The 20,557-nt window shown below is 28.4% G+C and carries 18 protein-coding genes and 1 other annotated feature; of the genes, 1 reads left to right on the forward strand and 17 read right to left on the reverse strand.

All coding sequences use genetic code 11. From position 1 onward, the window contains the following. Window positions 1-8: 8 nt before the first annotated feature. Genes rplT through infC form a run of 3 tightly spaced genes read right to left on the reverse strand, consistent with a single transcriptional unit; the run spans window position 9 to window position 1,223 of the window. The gene (gene rplT / locus HF520_RS11410; RefSeq protein WP_168574149.1) at window positions 9-365 is read right to left on the reverse strand and encodes a 50S ribosomal protein L20; all 357 of its coding nucleotides are present in this window, start codon (window positions 363-365) and stop codon (window positions 9-11) included. A gap of 60 nt (window positions 366-425) precedes the next feature. After that, entirely contained in the window at window positions 426-620 is a 195-nt protein-coding gene (gene rpmI / locus HF520_RS11415) for a 50S ribosomal protein L35 (RefSeq protein ID WP_122639318.1), read from the reverse strand. Window positions 621-647: 27 nt separating this feature from the next. Next, window positions 648-1,223, reverse strand: coding sequence for a translation initiation factor IF-3 (gene infC / locus HF520_RS11420; RefSeq protein ID WP_442970752.1), 576 nt, complete (start codon window positions 1,221-1,223; stop codon window positions 648-650). Between the two features lie 369 nt (window positions 1,224-1,592). Between infC and HF520_RS11425 the strand changes: the two genes are divergently transcribed. Beyond that, window positions 1,593-2,996: an ATP-dependent metallopeptidase FtsH/Yme1/Tma family protein gene (locus HF520_RS11425; RefSeq protein ID WP_168574150.1), complete on the forward strand. Its 1,404-nt coding sequence runs from the start codon at window positions 1,593-1,595 to the stop codon at window positions 2,994-2,996. Between the two features lie 89 nt (window positions 2,997-3,085). Here HF520_RS11425 and thrS read toward each other — a convergent pair whose 3' ends face one another. From thrS to queG, 14 genes are all read right to left on the reverse strand, one after another. After that, a complete protein-coding gene (gene thrS, locus HF520_RS11430; RefSeq protein WP_168574151.1) occupies window positions 3,086-5,005 on the reverse strand; it encodes a threonine--tRNA ligase in 1,920 nt (639 codons plus the stop codon). Between the two features lie 51 nt (window positions 5,006-5,056). After that, window positions 5,057-5,285, reverse strand: a binding site (T-box leader). Between the two features lie 56 nt (window positions 5,286-5,341). Further along, window positions 5,342-5,944 carry a DUF445 domain-containing protein gene (locus tag HF520_RS11435; protein ID WP_168574152.1) on the reverse strand — a complete coding sequence of 201 codons (603 nt, stop codon included), beginning with the start codon at window positions 5,942-5,944 and terminating at the stop codon, window positions 5,342-5,344. Window positions 5,945-6,055: 111 nt separating this feature from the next. Then, a complete protein-coding gene (locus tag HF520_RS11440; RefSeq protein ID WP_168574153.1) occupies window positions 6,056-6,853 on the reverse strand; it encodes a putative sporulation protein YtxC in 798 nt (265 codons plus the stop codon). Window positions 6,854-7,134: 281 nt separating this feature from the next. Beyond that, entirely contained in the window at window positions 7,135-8,070 is a 936-nt protein-coding gene (locus tag HF520_RS11445) for an ABC transporter permease (RefSeq protein ID WP_168574154.1), read from the reverse strand. Continuing rightward, the gene (locus tag HF520_RS11450; RefSeq protein ID WP_168574155.1) at window positions 8,070-9,161 is read right to left on the reverse strand and encodes an ABC transporter permease; all 1,092 of its coding nucleotides are present in this window, start codon (window positions 9,159-9,161) and stop codon (window positions 8,070-8,072) included. The genes HF520_RS11445 and HF520_RS11450 overlap by 1 nt, the downstream gene beginning before the upstream one ends. Continuing rightward, window positions 9,151-10,722 (reverse strand): ABC transporter ATP-binding protein, encoded by a 1,572-nt coding sequence (locus tag HF520_RS11455; RefSeq protein ID WP_168574156.1) that lies wholly within the window; start codon window positions 10,720-10,722, stop codon window positions 9,151-9,153. Before HF520_RS11455 ends, HF520_RS11450 begins: the two co-directional genes overlap by 11 nt. A 370-nt stretch (window positions 10,723-11,092) precedes the next feature. After that, window positions 11,093-12,142: a BMP family lipoprotein gene (locus HF520_RS11460; protein WP_168574157.1), complete on the reverse strand. Its 1,050-nt coding sequence runs from the start codon at window positions 12,140-12,142 to the stop codon at window positions 11,093-11,095. 131 nt (window positions 12,143-12,273) lie between these two features. Then, entirely contained in the window at window positions 12,274-13,317 is a 1,044-nt protein-coding gene (locus tag HF520_RS11465) for a BMP family lipoprotein (protein WP_168574158.1), read from the reverse strand. Window positions 13,318-13,628: 311 nt separating this feature from the next. After that, a complete protein-coding gene (locus HF520_RS11470) occupies window positions 13,629-14,474 on the reverse strand; it encodes a DegV family protein (protein ID WP_168574159.1) in 846 nt (281 codons plus the stop codon). Window positions 14,475-14,519: 45 nt separating this feature from the next. Next, window positions 14,520-14,990 carry a tRNA (uridine(34)/cytosine(34)/5-carboxymethylaminomethyluridine(34)-2'-O)-methyltransferase TrmL gene (trmL, locus tag HF520_RS11475; protein ID WP_168574160.1) on the reverse strand — a complete coding sequence of 157 codons (471 nt, stop codon included), beginning with the start codon at window positions 14,988-14,990 and terminating at the stop codon, window positions 14,520-14,522. A gap of 116 nt (window positions 14,991-15,106) precedes the next feature. Continuing rightward, window positions 15,107-16,483 carry a VanW family protein gene (locus tag HF520_RS11480; protein WP_168574161.1) on the reverse strand — a complete coding sequence of 459 codons (1,377 nt, stop codon included), beginning with the start codon at window positions 16,481-16,483 and terminating at the stop codon, window positions 15,107-15,109. Window positions 16,484-16,488: 5 nt separating this feature from the next. Beyond that, entirely contained in the window at window positions 16,489-17,115 is a 627-nt protein-coding gene (nth, locus tag HF520_RS11485; protein WP_168574162.1) for an endonuclease III, read from the reverse strand. Window positions 17,116-17,257: 142 nt separating this feature from the next. Then, a complete protein-coding gene (locus HF520_RS11490; protein ID WP_168574163.1) occupies window positions 17,258-19,492 on the reverse strand; it encodes a Lon protease family protein in 2,235 nt (744 codons plus the stop codon). Between the two features lie 122 nt (window positions 19,493-19,614). Then, window positions 19,615-20,517 (reverse strand): tRNA epoxyqueuosine(34) reductase QueG, encoded by a 903-nt coding sequence (gene queG / locus HF520_RS11495; RefSeq protein WP_168574164.1) that lies wholly within the window; start codon window positions 20,515-20,517, stop codon window positions 19,615-19,617. Window positions 20,518-20,557 lie beyond the last annotated feature (40 nt).

The following is a 20,557-nucleotide window of genomic DNA, read 5'->3' on the forward strand; positions in this document are numbered from 1 at the left end:
TTATTAAATTAAGCTAATTTTGACTTAGCAACTTCTACTAATTTAGCAAATCCTTGAGGATCTTGTATAGCCATTTCAGATAACATCTTTCTGTTAACTTCAACACCTGCTAATTTTAATCCGTTCATGAATCTTGAATAAGATAATCCGTGCATTCTAGTTGCAGCGTTTATTCTTTGTATCCAAAGTTTTCTGAAGTCTCTCTTCTTTAACTTTCTACCTATATATGCGTTCTTTAATGCTTTCATTACGAAAGTATTTGCTGGTCTATATAATTTGCTTCTAGATCCTATGAATCCTTTTGCAAGTTTTAATACTTTTTTATGCTTTTTACGAGCGTTCATAGCTTTTTTAACTCTTGCCATCGTTGTGACCTCCTTTAATAATCTTACGTTAATCTATTTTTTGTCTTTTTGTTTTTAATCTTAGTATGGTAATAATTGTGCTATTCTTCTAGCATCGCCTTCGCTAACTATTGCAGACTTTCTTAAGTTCATCTTAGTCTTAGCATTTTTCTTAGTTAGTATATGTCTTTTGAAAGCTTTAGCTCTCTTTAACTTTCCAGTTCCAGTCTTCTTGAATCTTTTAGCAGCACCTCTATGAGTTTTCATTTTTGGCATGATAAATTCCTCCTCTCAGTTAATTATCTATTTTTTTGGATCTATAATTACAACCATATTATTACCCTCAAATGCAGGGGCTTTTGTTGGTTCTCCAAACTCTTTTACTATATCTATAAACTTAAGCATTACTTCTTTACCAATATCTTTATGTCCTAATTCTCTACCTCTGAATCTAAGTTCAACTTTAACCTTATCTCCTTTTTTAAGGAACTTTATAGCATTATTTGCTTTAGTTTGTAAGTCATTAGATTCTATACCTGGTCTAAGTCTTATTTCTTTAACTGTTATTGTCTTTTGGTTTTTTCTTGCTTCTTTTTCTTTTCTTGCTTGTTCGTATTTGTACTTTCCGTAATCCATTATTTTACAAACTGGTGGATTAGCATTCGGTGATATTTTAACTAAATCTAAGTTCTTATTGCTTGCTAATGCCTGAGCTTCCTTAGTTGACATTACACCAAGTTGCTCTCCAGTTTCTGAGATAACTCTTATTTCCTTATCTCTTATTTGATCATTTATTGATAATTCTTTGCTAATGGTGGGACACCTCCAAAATTTTATATATATTAAAAAAAGCGAATGATATAAATCATCCGCTAATATAAGTCATAATAATCTAACCTCTATTAATATTATATATAACTTGAGGTTTTAACTTATATTTACCTTACGAACTTACGCTGCAAGGTGAGAAGCGGACTTCTTCTTGTTTTCTTAACTACTCTATACAATATACTATATATATTTTAGTATGTCAAGAATTTATTTTAATTTTTATTTTATAATTATTATAACTTATAATATTCTATTAGTATTATTTTTAATTTATCAAGTAATTATTATACAATTTGTGGCTATACTTAAAAATATAACTTAAATAAATCATTTATGGAAAAATTTATATAATAAATTTTAGTAATATTGGAAAATATAAAGTAAATTAATAATTTTTATGATCTGAGGTGTATGGCTATGAAAATGTTAAATAATTTTTTAAAAAAATTTAATAATCCTGTTCCAGTATTTGCTCAAACAAAACTAGAAAAGGAAACCCAAAACGAAGATACAAGTAGTACAAAACCTAAGACTACATTTATAGATGTAGCTGGACTAGATGAAGTGAAAGAGGAGCTCTTTGAAATAGTAGATTTTATGAAGTTTCCAGATAAATATCAAAAAATGGGTGCTAAAATTCCTAAAGGAGTTTTATTTTACGGCCCTCCTGGTACTGGTAAAACACTTCTTGCATCTGCCGTAGCCGGAGAAACTAATTCCTCATTTTTTAATGTAACAGGTTCTGAATTTGTAGAAAAGTATGTAGGTGTTGGTGCTAAACGTGTTAGGACCTTATTTGAAAAAGCACGTAAAGAAGCACCTAGTATTATTTTCATTGACGAAATAGATGCTATAGGAGCAAAAAGACATTTAGAGAGTAATAATGAAAAAGATCAAACACTAAATCAACTTTTAGTTGAAATGGACGGTTTTAATAAAGATTCTAACGTTATAATAATTGGTGCAACAAATAGATTAGATTTATTAGATGAAGCACTACTTAGACCTGGAAGATTTGATAGACATATTCATATTGGATCTCCTAACTTTCATACAAGATATGAAATACTAAAAGTTCACACTAATAATAAACCATTAGATCCTGCTGTAGATTTAGAACTTTTAGCTAAAAAAACTCATGGCTTCAATGGTGCCCACTTATCTAATATAGCTAATGAAGCTGCTATTTTCGCAGTAAGAGATAATAGTCCAATTATAACAGCAGTTCATTTTGATAAAGCGTTAGAGAGAGTTATAGCAGGATTAGAATCAAAAAACTCAACACTAATAGAAAAAGAGAAGAATATTGTTTCTTATCATGAAGCTGGACACGCTCTAGTTAGTAACATATTAGGTATTTGTCCTATACAAAAAATTTCTATAGTTCCTAGAGGAGAGGCCTTAGGTTATGTACTTCAACTTCCTGATGAAGATAGATATATCTATACTAAAGATGAATTAATAGGTAAGATAAAAATTCTTTTAGCTGGAAAAGCATCCGAAGAAATAATATTCAACCATCAATCTACCGGTGCTAAAGATGATTTAAAAAAAGTTACAGATATAGCTAACCAGATGGTTTGTGAATATGGTATGAGTAAATTAGGATTTATGACGATTGACGGAAATGTTAAAACATTTTTATCTGAACAAGTTCAAAAAGAAGCGAATGAAATTGTTCAAAACTGCTATAAGGATACTTTAAAATTATTAAAAAATAATATAAATGATCTACATATAGTTTCAAAATATTTATTTGACAAGGAAACTATGACACATGAAGAACTAAAATCACTAATAACGAAAGAAATGGTTAACTAAATAAAAAATCACTAATCTATAATAATTATTACAGGTTAGTGATTTTTTTATTAAAAACTATTTATTATAAATTATTAATTAATCAATAATTAAAATTGCTCTACATTTGTTCTATTATTTACTTCATCTAATATAGTAGATAAGAATTCATCTAAAGATACAGACCCCATCTCACCTTTATCTCTAGATCTTACAGATACAGTATTTTCAGCTTCCTCTTTTTCACCTACTATTATCATGTATGGTATTTTTTGAAGTTGAGCTTCCCTTATTTTAAATCCTGTTTTTTCTGCCCTATCATCTATTTCAACTCTTATGCCTTTTTCAAATAAAGCTTTTTTAACTTCGTTAGCATAATTGTTGTATTTATCTGATATAGGTAATATTCTAACTTGAGTTGGAGCTAACCAAACTGGGAATTTACCAGCATAATGCTCTATTAATATTCCTATGAATCTTTCTATACTTCCGAAAGCAACCCTGTGTATCATTACTGGTCTATGCTTTTCACCGTCTTGACCTACATAAGTAATATCAAATCTTTGTGGTAATTGCATATCTAATTGTATAGTACCGCATTGCCATGTTCTACCTAAACAATCTCTTAAATGGAAGTCTATCTTAGGACCGTAGAATGCTCCATCTCCTTCATTTAATATATAAGGAAGATTTAATTCTTCTAAAGCTTCTCTTAATCCATTTTCAGCTGCTTCCCATTCTTTGTCACTTCCTATAGAATTCTCTGGTCTAGTTGATAATTCTAGGTGATATTCAAATCCAAAAGTTTTGTAAACTCTATCTATTAAATCTACAACACCTTTTATTTGCTCTTTTATTTGTTCTGGTAACATGAATATATGAGCATCATCTTGAGTGAAAGCTCTAACTCTCATAAGTCCATGTAATGCACCTGATAACTCATGTCTATGAACTCTACCAAGTTCTGCAACCTTCATAGGGAATTCTTTGTATGAATGTGGCTTAAAGTTATAGTATATTAATGAACCTGGGCAGTTCATTGGTTTTATAGCAAATTGTTGCTCATCTATATCTACAGTATACATGTTTTCTTTGTAGTTAAACCAGTGTCCTGAAGTTTCCCATAATTTTTGGTTTAATATTATTGGAGTTTCTATCTCTTGATATCCATCCTCTCTGTGTATTTCTCTCCAGAACTTTAATAATTCATTTTTTAGTTCCATACCTTTTGGTAAGAATAATGGGAATCCTGGACCTTCTTCTGGTATAAAGAATAAATCTAATTCTTTACCTAATTTTCTATGGTCCCTTTTTTTAGCTTCTTCTAACATGTGTAGGTATTCTTCTAAATCCTTGTTCTTCTCGAAAGATATACCATATATTCTTTGAAGCATTTTGTTCTTTTCATCTCCACGCCAATAAGCCCCTGCAACACTTAATAGTTTAACAGCCTTAACCTTTTTTGTTGAAGTTAAGTGTGGTCCTCTACATAAATCTGTAAAATCACCTTGCTTGTAGAAAGATATTACTTCTCCTTCTGGTAATTCTGATATAAGTTCTTCTTTATATAATTCTCCATTTTCCTTTGCCCAAGCTAAAGCTTCTTCTCTTGATAATTCATATCTTTCAACAGCTATATCTTCCTTAGCTATCTTCTTCATTTCTTTTTCTAACTTTTCTAAGTCTTCGTTAGTTAGTCTATGCTCTAGGTCTACATCATAATAGAATCCATTTTCTACAGTTGGTCCTATTGCAAATTTAGCTTCTGGATATAATCTCTTTATAGCTTGAGCTAATATATGAGCTGATGTATGTCTGAATACATCTTTACCTTCTTCATCTTCAAATTTGAATAAATTTAATTCGCAATCTTCTTTCACCATGTAGTCAAGTCCTACAACTTTACCATTTACTGAAGCTGCTAATACTACTCTAGCTAGACCTTCACTAATAGATTTAGCTATATCCATAACAGACAGTTCATTTTCGAATTCTTTTATAGATCCATCTTTTAAAGTTACTTTTATCATAACTAATGCCTCCTATATATTTTTGTATTAAAAAACTCGCCCCAATAAAAATATTGGGACGAGTATTAATTCGTGGTTCCACCCAAGTTGACTTATATAAAACTATAAGTCCTCTTGTTGACTATAAGGTTGTCATCCGAACACTTTCACATAAAATTTATGCTAATAAGTCCTGCTCCAAGGTAGTTTTCAAATATCTATATTTAGATGGGCTTACAGCCGATGACCCTTCCTCTCTGTAAATTAGTTTTATTTTACTCTTCCTTTTCTACGCAAATATCTTAAGTTATTATCACTATTATATCAGATAGTAAATTTTGTATCAACTATAATATTTTATATAAATATTACGATAATACCTTGTATTATTCCTATAAGAAAACCTAACACTAATCCTAATATTTCTATGTGTTTTAGTTCCTTTTTAGCAACTTTAATAATTAAATTTTCTAATTCATATAAATCTAATTCATTAATTTTATTTTCTACTATTTCTTGTATATTTATACGTTCTTTAGCTTTGTTTATTATATCATTGCTTAATTCATCAATTGCGCTCCTTATTTCTATATCTACTGTATCCATTATATAACCTTCAAGCATGCTTCGGATTGGAAATGGTACAAAAGACATTTTTTCTTGAGCTATATTTTTAATTTTTCCTTTTATGTACTCAGTAACTTTTTCTTTATCACTTTCAGTCATTATACTTTCAAGTATGTCATCCATAGATAAGAATTCATCTTGTATTATTTCACCTATATTTTTAGCTATTTCATTTCTTCTTTTAGGTATTAGACCTACTATTTCTAAATTTAAGATTGGTATTTTTATTGGTTCAATAGGTCTAAATATTAATTTTATAGCTAGTACATTAGTTACGTATCCTATTATACCACCAATACTTGCTAATAATACTATTTTGAATATACTGCTCATATAAATCTCCTCATATTATTTCATAATTATATATTTTGACATATACAATTATAAAACTAATCTATAGATTAAAAAAGTACTTTTTACTAGCAATACATTCTAATTCACTATTTAATTTGTAAAAATACTACTAATTCTATCCTCAAATATTGATTTAATAGTTTCTATAACTAATTTAGAAGAATCATTATTTAACGAATCCATAATTTGTATTTTTTTAGGACAAAGAGATAATAATGTGCTTATAAGAAAATCTTCATAGTTCAAATTTTCTTTTAATACCATATTTATAATTTCTTCATCATCAATATTATCAATTTTATTCCCTTCTCCATCATACATTACAAAAGATCCATTTTGTAATATATGAACTACTAACAAGTCAATTTTAGCTTCTTGCATATCTATAAAGTACTTTAATACATTTATGAACTCTTTCTGATCTCTATCTAACAGATATTCTTCTAATGCTGTATCAGCTATTGAAGATAAATACATAGCAGTTTCTTTTAATCTAAAGGTTAAAAAACCATCTATATTTATTGAGTCTTCATTATATAAGTGAGTATATAATTTTTTCATTATTGTATCTCTAATTAGGTTTTCTGTTCTTTCAAAAACTGCTAGTGAATATGTATAAATAATTTCACTTTCTTTTCTATATGAGGAACTAAATTTTTTCTCTACATACTCTTTTAAATATTTTTGTTTTATTATGTTTATTACTAGACTGGTTAGTTTATTTATTATATCCTCTAGGTTTAACTCATCTTCAATATCTAAATCAACCACTACATCTACTAAGTCTCTATTAAAACTTATATTCTTCAACCTTTTTATTTCTAAAAATTCTTGGGCATCAATCCTATGATGTTGTGAAAAACTTATATGAATTTCTTTATTTGTCAAAATCATCGCCCCTTTCTTGCCATATAAAAGAGGATCGTCTAATAATAAAATTCTTATCTTATAATTATTATTTCTATAAATATATTTTTTAAACTCTATTTCAAATAGTTTTAAATTTTTTTATCAGAATATATTATAAGAATTTATTTTAAGTTTTATCCCTTAATCCATCCCTTAAAGTACGTAAATATTAGCAATAAATCTTAAAAATAAAAAAACAGGAATAAATATAAGATATTTATTCCTGTTTAACTATTTTCTATTTCTAATAAATAATATTATTATCTTTCACCTTTTTTATATGGATTTCCAAGAGCTGAAGGAGCTTTAGAACTCTTAACAAATAAAACTAAGACTATTAATGTCACTACATACGGTATCATTGATAGTAAGTTTTCATTTATACTAAATGGTAACTCTGGATTTCCAAAGAAAACTGTTAAAGAAGTAGAGAAACCAAATAGTAAACAAGCTACCATAGCCCATTGTGGTCTCCATTTACTAAATATAACTGCTGCCATTGCAATATATCCATGACCAGATATTAGTGTTGGTCTAAATGATGAAACAACTGCTAAACTCATAGATGCTCCACCAAGTCCTGCTAATATACCTGATATTATAACTGCTGCATATCTTACACGAGTTACATTTATACCTAAAGTATCTGCCGCACCTGGATGCTCTCCAACTGCTGTTACTCTAAGACCAAACTTAGTCTTATATAATACATACCATACTACAAAAACTAGTATGAATGCTAAATATACTGTAGCATATGAGTTAAATATAGTATCTAGTATACTTCCTGATTCAAATAAACCATTTAGAGGTCTTGGTATTTTATTTTCCATTGGTATTGTTGGAGTCATTGTTGCCCCATCAAACATTATTTTAGATACGAATAATGCTACACCTGGTGCAAGTAAGTTTATAGCAACCCCTGATATTGTGTGGTCTGCATTAAAACTAACTGTTGCTATTGCATGAATTAAAGCAAATAGTCCACCAGCAAGTCCTCCTATAATAAATGCTAACCATGGATTTCCTAAAAGATATCCTGCAGCTGCTCCTGCAAATGCACCCATAACCATCATACCTTCTAGACCTATGTTTACTATACCTGATTTTTCAGAGAACACTCCTCCTAATGCTGTAAATATAAGGGGTGTAGAGTACATTAAAGTTGTACTAATAATTAAAGCTATTTGTTCCATTATGCATTACCCCCTTTACTTCTTTTTTCTTTCATTTTTTCATATAACATTTTTAATACGCTACTTAAAGCTATAAAGTAAACTATCGAACCAACAACTATGTTTACTACCTCAGAAGGAGCTCCGATTGCTTGCATCTTAGTTCCTCCATATTTGAACGCTCCGAATAATAATCCTGAGAATATAACTCCAATTGGGTTACTATTAGCTATTAATGCTACTGCTATACCATCAAAACCATATCCTTCTTGAGCTGCTAATACTGTTATATTATGAGATACCCCCATAACTTGTATTGCACCAGCAAGTCCTGCTATTAAACCTGCTATAGCCATAGATTGTAATATAGATCTATTTACATTTATTCCACCATATTCAGCTCCGAACTTGTTGTGTCCAACTCCTCTTAATTCGAATCCTAGAGTTGTTTTAAATAGTATAAATGCTATTATTAATACTACTATTATAGATATAACTATACCCCAGTTTACAGAAGTAGCTGGTCCAACTAATCCTTTTAACCAATCTATTCCTATACTTGCACTTTCATGTATACTAACTGATGCTTCACTATTTGGTTGCGCTAACCAAGTAGTTCTTATCATATAATTACTTAAATAAAATGCAATCCAGTTTAACATTATTGTTGCTATAACTTCATTTATTCCATACTTAGATTTTAACCATCCTGCAATTCCACCCCAAACAGCACCAGCTAAAGCTGCTATTAAAAGAGTAAGAGGTATATGTATAATTGCAGGCAATTCTATTCCAGCTCCAACTAATGTTGCAAATAGAGCACCTATTATAAACTGCCCTTCAGCACCTATATTGAATAGACCTGTTTTATATGCAAAGGCTATAGAAAGACCCGTTAATATAAGTGGTGTAGATCTTATTATAGTCCATGCTATAAATTTAGGCTTACCAATTACACCTGTTATCATAGCTGAATATGCTTCTATTGGATTAAATCCAGCTATTAATAATGCTATTGCACCTACTACTAAACCTAATAATATCGACACTAGTGAGAAAATAATCGTATTATTGGCAGCAGATCTTTTTTTCTTATCTTTTTTATTGTTCATCTTCTGCACCTCCTGCCATCATAAATCCTAATGTATTTTCATCTGCATTCTTACCATCAACTATACCTACTATTTTACCTTCGTAAATTACAGCTATTCTATCAGATACATTCATAACTTCATCTAATTCAAGTGATACTAAAAGAACCGCATTTCCTTCATCTCTTTGTTTTACAAGAGAACTATGAACGAATTCTATTGCACCAACATCTAGACCTCTTGTTGGTTGTGTTGCTATTAATAATTGAGGTTCTTTTGTTGCAGCTCTAGAAACTTCTATATTATCAACTTCTCTACCTATTATGATCTTTTGTTGGTTACCTCCAGATAAAGCTCTTGCTTTTACTGTATGATCAGTAGGTCTTACGTCAAATCTTCTTACTATCTCTTCTGCATGCTTTTCTATTGCATCCATATTTAAGATTCCATTTTTAGAGAATCTAGGATCTTTATAGTTTTGTAAAACTGTGTTTTCTGCTATTGTAAAGTCAAGTATTAAACCTCTTTTTTGTCTATCTTCAGGTATATTCTTTATACCTTTTTTAAACATTTCTATCGGTTTATTATTTAAAACTTCATGTCCATTTATTTTTATACTTCCAGATTCAGCCTTTCTAAGACCTGTAAGAGCTTCAACTAATTCAGATTGTCCATTTCCATCTATACCAGCTATACCTAGTATTTCACCTGCTCTAACATCTAATGTTAAACCATCTACAGCTGCTATTTTTCTGTTATCTCTTACTAATAAATCTTTTATTGATAAAACAACATCTCCTAATTTAGGCTCTTTTTTATCAACTTTAAAGTTAACTTCTCTACCAACCATCATTGCTGCTAGATCATCTTCACTTGCTTCTTCAACTTTAACTGTATCTATATATTTACCTCTTCTTATTATAGTACAGTAATCAGCTGCAGCTTTTATTTCTTTTAACTTATGAGTTATTATAATTACTGACTTTCCTTCTTTAGTTAAGTTTCTTATAATTTGCATAAGTTCATTTATTTCTTGTGGAGTAAGAACTGCAGTAGGTTCATCAAGTATTAATATTTCAGCTCCTCTATATAAAGCTTTTAATATCTCAACTCTTTGCTGCATACCAACTGTTATATCTTCAACCTTTGCATTAGGATCAACATATAATCCATATTTCTCAGATAACGCTTTAACATCTTCAATAGCTTTTTTCATATTAACTGCACCTAAACCTTTAACTGGTTCAGTTCCAAGTATTATATTTTGAGCCACTGTAAATGGTTGTACTAACATGAAATGTTGATGTACCATACCTATTCCATTCTCTATAGCTACATTAGGGTTATCTATATTTACTAATTTTCCGTTTATATGTATTTCTCCAGATGTTGGATGATATAAACCATATAGTATGTTCATCAATGTAGATTTTCCTGCTCCATTTTCTCCTAAAAGAGCATGTACTTCTCCTTTATGTACAGTCAAATCTATATTGTCATTAGCTACAAAATTTCCGAACTTTTTAGTTATCTTTTTCATTTCAACAACTTTTTGACTGTAATCGATATTACTTTTATTCATCGCTCTTCGTTACCCTCCTTATTTACTAATCAAGCACTATTTATTATACTAAAATATAGTTCATATAACAAACTATTTTCGACATTTTTTTATATTTTATTTAATTTATATATATCATTAATAATTATTCACCTAATTATCGCCTCTCTTTTAGTAATTATAGTATACTATTTACATTTTTAATAAATCCTATTGCATATACTTATATATTATCCATAAAGTGCCTAATCTATTTATTTCAATAAACTAAATTTAAATATAAGATCAAAAAGGTATTAAATCTCAATAATAATGTATAAAAACTTCCTTTTAAAATTAAATTTTATAAATAGTAATAAAATTTATATAATAAAAGGAAGTTTTATTCATTCTATTTATTCTCAGGATATGCTTTTTCAAATTCAGCTTTATTAGCTGGAACTTTTATATCCCCTGATTTTATTTTTTCTGATTGATCATTTACATATGTTAATACTTCTTCTGGCACATTATCTTTAGTTGTAGGTGCTATACCTACACCTCCTGTTGATAAAGTATTAACTATAGTTTTTCCACCTTCATATTTTCCATCTATAAGTGTTTTTGATATATCAAATACTGCTACATCTATATTTTTCATAGCTGATGTTATTACATTTTTTGGTGCTAATGAGTTTTGGTCTTGGTCAACACCTATTGCCATTTTATTATTTTCTTTAGCTGCTTCTATAGCTCCTGTTCCACAAGCCCCTGCTGCAGTAAATATTACATCTACACCATCAGAATGCATTTGATTTGCTATTGATTTTCCTAATGCTGCATCAGTATAGCTATTAGTATATTGAGTTGATATTTTTGCATCTGGGTTAGAATCTAATACTCCTGCTTTAAATCCATACTCAAATTTACTTATAACTTCACTTTCCATTCCACCTATAAATCCAACTTTTCCTGTTTTAGTCATTCTACCTGCAATTAAACCTGTTAAGTATGAAGAAACATTATCTTCAAATATTAAAGAATCTACGTTTGGTGCATCTACAACTTCATCTACTATTGCAAATTTATTATCAGGATAATTTTTAGCTGCTTCTTGTATTGCAGGCTTTAGTTTATATCCTACACCAAGAATTAAGTCAACACCTTCGTCTACAAAAGTTTCTACATTTGGAGTGTAATCAGCATCCTGCTTAGATTCCAAGTATTTAACATCTACCTTGTCTCCATATTCATCTTTAACCTTCTGAAGACCTTTCCATGCAGATTGATTAAAAGATTCATCGTTTACTCCACCTGTATCAGTTACCATTCCTATTTTGAATACATGTTTTGTTTCATTGCCTCCAGAAGAGATTTCATTGCTTTTATTACTACATCCAACTATCATAGACGCTGATAGCATTATTGATGTAGCAATAGCTAAAGTTTTTTTAAGTTTCATACTTTTGCCTCCTAAACACATTCATTATATATAGTTTTAGGTTTCTCATTTTATTTTTTTTTTATCCATGTATTTTATCAATAAAAAAACTATCCTATTAATTAGGATAGTTTTTTTATAAAATTATTTAATTATTTTTTATCTGGGAAAGCAGCTTCGAATTCTTCCTTAGTAGCTGGAACCTTTATTTCTCCGCTCTTTATTTTTTCAGCCATTTCGTTAACATAGTTTAATACGTCAGGTTGTACATTCTTATCACTAGTTGGAGCTATACCAACACCACCTGTTTCTAATGTATTAACTATAATTTGTCCACCTTTATAGTTACCTTCTATCATAGACTTACCTAAGTTAAATACTGCAACATCTATATTTTTCATAGCTGATGTTAACATATTGTCTGGAGCTAAGTTGTATTGATCTGAATCAACACCTATAGCTTTTTTATTGTTTTCTTTAGCAGCTTCTATAGCTCCTGTTCCACAAGCTCCTGCAGCTGTGAATATTACATCTACACCATTATTGTGCATTTGATTTGCTATTGATTTTCCTAAAGCAGCATCTGTATAACTATTTGTATATTGAGAAGATACTTCAATATCCTCTTTAGCAGTATAAGCACCTGCTTTAAATCCATATTCAAATTTAGCTATAACTTCACTTTCCATTCCACCTATGAAAGCAACTTTTCCAGTTTCAGACATTCTTGCAGCAACTAAACCTGCTAAGTAAGATGATACATTATCTTCGAAAGTTAATGAGTTAACGTTATCCGCTTCAACTACTGAGTCTATTATAGCAAATTGTTGATCTGGGTAGTTCTTTGCAGCTTCTTTTATAGCTGGCTCTAATTTATATCCAACACCTATTACTAGGTCATATTCTTCATCCATATATGTTTCTACATTTGGAACATAGTCAGCATCTTGTTTTGATTCTAAGTATTTAACTTCTACTTTATCTCCATATTCTTTCTTTAAGTCTTGAAGACCTTTCCATGCTGATTGGTTGAATGATTCATCATTTACTCCACCTGTATCTGTTATCATTCCTATTTTATAAACCTTATCCTCTGATTTTTCAGCTGTGTCACCTTCACTTGAACCACATCCTACTAATAATCCAGCAGTCATAACTGTAGTTAAGCCTAGAGCTAATAACTTTTTAAGTTTCATGTTTTCCCTCCAAAATCATTTCATATATAATAATTAATTTAATTTTATTTTACACTATTTTTATCTTTTTCGCTATACTTTTATATATATTTTTATTTTTTTTGCGGTAAAATGTCACATTTATGATTTTAGTAATCGATTTAGTATGTATTTAATCTATATTTAAATATACTAATATATACTTTTAATTATTTTTTAAACTTTTTTATAGTAAAATGAATATATCGATATGTCTATATTTAATAAATTACCTATATCTGTTAATTTAATATAATTTCCTTAACGTAAAAAAATAGTCTCAATTCTTGAGACTATTTTTTAAAAGTTAATATACCAGTTACACCAGGACCAGAATGAGATCCTATACAAGTTCCGACCATGAAAAACTTTATATCTTTTGGATTTAATTCATTCTTTGCAACTTCAATTAGTTTTTCTTTTTCTTTATCATCATCACTATATCCAATATAAATTACTTGATCTGATAAATCATCTCCACATTGGTCCTTTATGAGATCTATCATTTTAGAAATTACATTCTTTTTACCTCTAACTTGTGCTATTGGTGCAACCAAACCATCTCTAACATCAAGTATAGGTTTTATGTTCAATATATTAGCTATAGTTGCCTTTGTAGAAGAAATTCTTCCACCTTTTTGTAAATATTCAAGTGTATCTACAGAGAATAATAAATAAGATCGATCTCTTAATATTTGTAATTCACTTATAATTTCCGTAGCAGTCTTACCTTCTTTGGCTAACTCAGCAGCTCTAACAACTAAAACTCCTATTCCATAAGAAAAGCTTTGTGAATCATAAGTATATATATTTCCATCTAAATCATTTTTTGCCATTACAGCACTTTGGTATGTACCAGTCGCAGTTGAAGATCCTGCTATATAAAGTATATCTTTACCTTCTCTAATATGCTTTTCAAAAACTTCTTTAAATTGAGTATATGTCGCTTGAGAAGTTTTCGGATATACATTTTCTTCTCTTAATTTTTTGTAAAAATCTTCTTTAGTTATATCTATACCATCTTTATATTCCTTATTATCTATAATTACAGTCAGCGGAACTACTTCTATATCGTATTCATTAATTAATTCTATTGGTACATCAGATAAACTATCACATACTATTTTTAAATTATTCATTATATAAATATGCCCCCTTCTAAAATCATATTAGGTAAATTAGCATTATTTCATATTTGGATATCCCATTTGTCTTAATGCCTCAAATGCAACTATTGCTACTGCATTTGATAAATTTAGCGATCTAGCTCTTTCATGATCTAGCATAGGTATTCTCATACACGTATCTGGATTTGCTTTTAATAAATCTTCAGGTAAACCTTTAGTTTCTTTACCAAATACTATAAATGAATTTTCTACAAATTTCATATCTGAATGAGAATTATTTGTTTTTGTCGTTGAGTAGAAAAATACCCCTTCTGGATTTTTTTCTTTAACTTCATCAAAACTATCATAATATTGTATATTTGCTATATCCCAATAATCTAATCCACTTCGTTTTAAATATTTATCTTCTAAGGAAAAACCTAGTGGTCTAACTAAGTGTAATGTTGACCCAGTAGCTGCACATGTTCTTAGTATATTTCCTGTATTTTGCGGTATCTCCGGTTCAACTAAAACTATATTTAATGACATAATAATCCTCCTAGTAAATGTTAAAACTTTAATTTTAAAATTTTATAGTTTAATTTTCTAAATATTATTATAGCAGAAAATATTTATAATCACATCATCCACTTAATTTATCAAAATTATGCAAATTCAGTCTTTATATTTTTATCTTCTATTTTTGGTGCTGATTTAATATCTTTAGATTTAATTCCATATACTATTACTTTATCCATAGGAGGATAAAAACTCTCATATACAAACTCTTTAGTTATATTATTTTCTGATTTATAAACTCTAAATGTATTTACTTTATAACCAACTCTTCCATCTTGCTCTACAAATTTTTCTCCTTTATAAAAATCCTCACTACGTTTTTCAACCACTTTATTAGGAAGAGTTTCAATAACCTCTGTTACAATTTCAATATCTTTCTTATCTTCTTTATTTCCATATATAGTAGAAACTATTCTATTTTCAAATACCTCATTATATATTAATATAGGTGTATTAAACTTATTCTTAAATCTAAAGTCAATATTACCTAAGGATATGGTTGCATCTCTACCTTTTGATATATATGCACTTGGTATAGTGTGATTTTTTATATTAGTTATCTCCATACCTGCATAAAGAGCCGCATTATACATCGTACTAGATACCTGGCATATTCCTCCACCTAATCCTTTTTCTAATTTTCCTTTAATTATTACAGGTGCTTCTTTCATATTTTTTACAGAATTAGAATTTAATATAAATGTATTAAATGAAAACTCTTCTTCTGTATTTACTAAAATATTACTCGTTGCATTTGCAGCTATTTGTATATTGTTAACTCTATTTATAACTTTAGGGTTAAAATGAGTTTCATATGTTCCTAATATAGTATCTATTTTAGATAATTGCTCTATTTTATATTTTGGTTCTGCTACTTGTATTGGTATTTCCACACTATATGCATATATATTATCAGCCTTATCAAGTATTTCTTTTTTTAATTTTTCTTTATCTATTTTTTGTCCATACTCTTCTTTAGTTGTAATTATTTTTCCAGATTCAATTTTTATAGTAGCATTTATTGGAGATATATATAACTTTTTATCTATTTCATTTATATAATTATTCAACTCTTCTTCTTTGTAAGAATAATTTAATTTTATTGTCTTCTTATTTCCCATATCTAGCTTAAATTTTTCTTTTAAATTATTTACTATAGTATTGTTTCTTCCTATATTATAAGATTCATTTACAACTTCATCCACATTATATACTATACCTAATTCATTTAATTTTATTGTATATTTATTATCTTTATAAATTAGAGATAATTCATTATTTTCATCTAAAATTTCATTTATTTTTTTTCTAGCTTGTTCTTTTGTTAAGTTTGATAAGTCTATATTTTCTACAAAAATATTTTTATGAATTCTTCCTTCTTTTTCGATTCCTTGTACAACCTGTATATTGCACACAAAAAATATTCCTACTATTATTAACGATATTTTTTTTACTCGTTTCAAGACTATCATTCCCTTCTTTTATAGTAGTCACAATCATTTTTTACTGGACAAATTTCACACTGAGGATTTCTTGCTTTACACATTCTCCTTCCATGAAATATTAATAAGTGATGAGAATGAGACCATCTATCTTTTGGTATCGCTTCCATAAGCGCAAATTCTGTTTTTTCCGGTGTACTTGTGTTAACTATTCCTATTCTATTGGCAACTCTAAATACATGAGTATCCACTGCAATTGCTGGTATATTAAAGGCATTACTTAAAACTACACCAGCAGTTTTTCTCCCTACACCTGGTAATTTTACTAATTCTTCTAAAGTATCTGGAACTTGTCCTTTATACTCCTCACATAATTTTCTAGATGTTTCTTTTATTTTTTGAGCCTTACTTTTATACAGTCCACATGTTTTTATTTCTTGCATAATATCTTCCAAGCTTAATTCATTAAATGCTTCTGGCGTATTATATTTTTTAAACATTGCATCTGTAACAATATTTACTCTTACATCAGTACACTGGGCCGATAATATAGTAGCTATTAAAAGTTCAAATGGTGTTGTGTAGTTTAACTCACACTTGGCATCAGGGTATAAAACCTGTAATTCATCTAGTATTTTATTAACATCTTTCATATTTTTACTCCCCTCTTTATTTATCTATATTTATATTATCTATCAAATTTTTTAATCTATAACAAATAAAAAAGCAAAAACTTTTCAGTTCTTGCTTTAATTTATATTTTATTATTTACCCTATTTAAAAATCATAAATCATTTATTTCTTTTCATTTTTAATTTTTGCAAAACTATCTAATCTTTGTTTAACCAATAATTTTATTTCATCAAATTTCATATCAGTAAGTATTTCCATAGCTTCTTCTACATTATTTACTGTATATATATGGAACTTACCTTCATTTATAGCCTCTTGAACTTCTTCTGATAAAATTATATTTCTAGAATTATTTTTCGGAATTATCACACCTTGATCTCCGCTTAAACCTTTTTTCTTGCAAGTAAAATAAAAACCTTCTATTTTCTCTGTGATTCCACCTACAACCTGAATTTCACCTTTCTGATTAATAGACCCCGTAGCAGCTATATTTTGTTTAATAGGTATTCCTCCTAATGATGATAATATTGCATATAACTCAGCGCCCGAAGCACTATCTCCATCTACACCTCCATAACTTTGTTCAAAACAAATAGATGCATTCATTGATAATGGAGCTTCTTGCGCAAAGTTTTCTGCTAAGTATCCTGATAAAATCATTACACCTTTATCATGTATAGATCCACTCATTTTAACTTCTCTTTCTATATTTATTACACCTCTTCCTCCAACACTAGTTGCAACTGTTATTCTAGATGGTCTTCCAAATGAGTATTCACCTGTACTTAAAACTGATAATCCATTTATTACACCAACTCTACTTCCCGATGTTTCAATTAATGTAAAACCATTCTCTATCGATTCATCTAACTTAGATTCTATTTTATTTAATCTATTTCTTCTTTCATTTATAGCTGTTTTTACATCTTCTTTATCTACATATTCAGATCCTTTTATATCTGCATATGCACTACCTTCAACTATTACTTCCATGATTTTATTGAATTCTGTAGATAATTTATCTATATCTCCTGATAATCTAGTGCTAAAGTTAATTACTTCTTGAACCGCGTCATAAGTAAAATGCTTTAAGTTATTTTTTTTGCATTGAAGTGCTATAAATTTTGCTATGCCCATTTCATTATCTTCACTTTTAACCATCTCATTATCAAAGTCTACAAATATTTTAAAGTATTTGCTAAAATCACTATCATAGCTATATAAAATATTGTATAAGTAATTGCTCCCTATTAATATAACTTTTATATCTATTGGTATACTTTCTGGATTAATAGATGTATTTGTATCTATAATTATTTTTTTGGATTGAACCGTTCTTTTTAACATATCCCATGAAAATCCATATCTAAGTAATTGATCTGCATACAACACCAAATAACCACCATTGGCTTTATGAACTGCACCAGGAATTATTTTGGTAAAATCTGTTTTTAAATTTCCATTATAATAATCATATTCTATCTTCCCAAATAAATTTGCTGGACTAGGATTTGTTTCAACTATTATCGGCGCTGATGTTTTAGTTTTTTCATCATCATTATCTACAAATAAATTTACTCTATATTTTAAAAAATGATCTTTATCAAATTTATCTTTTAATTCATCTTCATCAAGATAAAATAAAAATAAATTTTCTAATATATCTTCTTTTATATTAATTAAATACTCATTAACCTTCTCATAATCCTTATATTTTTCACTTAGCTCTTCAATATGAGGATCTATTATAAATCTACCAATTTCTTCTTCTAACTCCAATATAGCTTCTTTTGCCTCATCTTCTATATCCCTTATCTTATATACTGTTTGAATTGCCATATGCTCTAAATCTCTCTTAATTTTATAAAATTCTTCATCTGATACTTCATCTTCATAACCTTCTTTTAGAGGGACAAATACCATTCCAAGCTTACTATTTTTTAATTTAAATCCTTTTTCTTCTCCATACTTTTTAATTTCTTTTAATAGAGCCTCTTTTTCTATATCATAATTTTCTAATAATTGGTTTTTTCCTAATTCATAATCTTCACTTTCAAAGGCATCTTTTAATTCATCTAATAATGTTTCAATTAGTTTTTCTATATCTTTTTTAAATACTTTTCCTAGACCTATTTTCAAACCAATTGATATTGGATCTCTTGGATGTTCAAAATTATAAACATAACACCAATCTTTATGTTTAGTCTTGCCTTTTGCATATTTTTCTAGTGCTTTTAGTGTATATGTTGTTTTACCTGTTCCAGAATGACCAGAAACATATATGTTATACGCTGGATTTTCTATTTTAAGACCTATTTCCATCGCTTGTATTGCTCTTTCTTGGCCTAGGATTTCATTTAATGGCTCTATTTCAGATGTATTTTTATAGTTTTGCATATTTCCCCCCTCTTTCTATTTTGTATAATTAATTTATTCTCTACTCCAAACTAATCATATTAAATTATATGTATTAAGGTTTATATTCTTTCCAGAGTAAAAAAAGAAGCCCTTTATTTATTCTATTTAGGCTTCTCTAAAATTATTTCTATATTTCTTTGTATTATTTTTTTACCTCTCCAACTAAAGGCTCTGTTTCCATATCTTCGTTTAAATTCTTTATTAGAAATGTCATTTATTTCATTATAATCTAGTTTTGTTATTAAATTAGTTTTAAATTCTTCTATATTAGTTATAGATATGCCTTTATTATGAGGACATACTTCTTGGCATATGTCACATCCAAAAACCATCTTATTTTCCTTTATCAGATTTATCTCTTCTTCTGACAAATCGTCCTTCTTTTGAGTTATATACGACAAACATCTTCTTGGATTTAACTCAAAATTTCCTAATATAGCATTTCCCGGACAATATTTTACACATTTATTACATTTTATACATGTTTTAGGTAATGGATTATCTGTATAAAACTCGTAATTATTTACTATATATCCAATAAATATATATGATCCATATTCATCTGTTATTATATTATTATTTATTCCAAAATATCCTATTCCAGATTGATATGCAAGATATCTATCTACTAGAGGACCATTATCAACAAAAAATTTATATTCAAAATTATTTATTTCTTCTTCTAAAAAATCACAAATTTGCTGTAAATATCTTTTTGCTACTATATGGTAATCCTCGCCATAACAATACTTTGATAAGTTAGATTCTTCCATCTCATCTACATAATAAGGAAAAGCACAAACAATTATAGATTTTGCATTTTCCATGATGAGCCTAGGGTTTACTCTCTTTTCTATTATTTCTTCTTCCATTCCTGTAAAGTAACCGTTTGACAACTTTTGCTTTATTATTTTTTCTAAATCATAGTATGGCCCTACTCCTGCTATTCCAACACATTTTAAACCTATACTACTACAAAATTCTTTTAATTTTTCTTTATTCATAAAAACCTCCTTTCATTAATTCAAATTTATATTATAATTA

The sequence above is a fragment of the Romboutsia sp. CE17 genome, from assembly GCF_012317385.1.
Classification (GTDB): domain Bacteria; phylum Bacillota; class Clostridia; order Peptostreptococcales; family Peptostreptococcaceae; genus Romboutsia_E.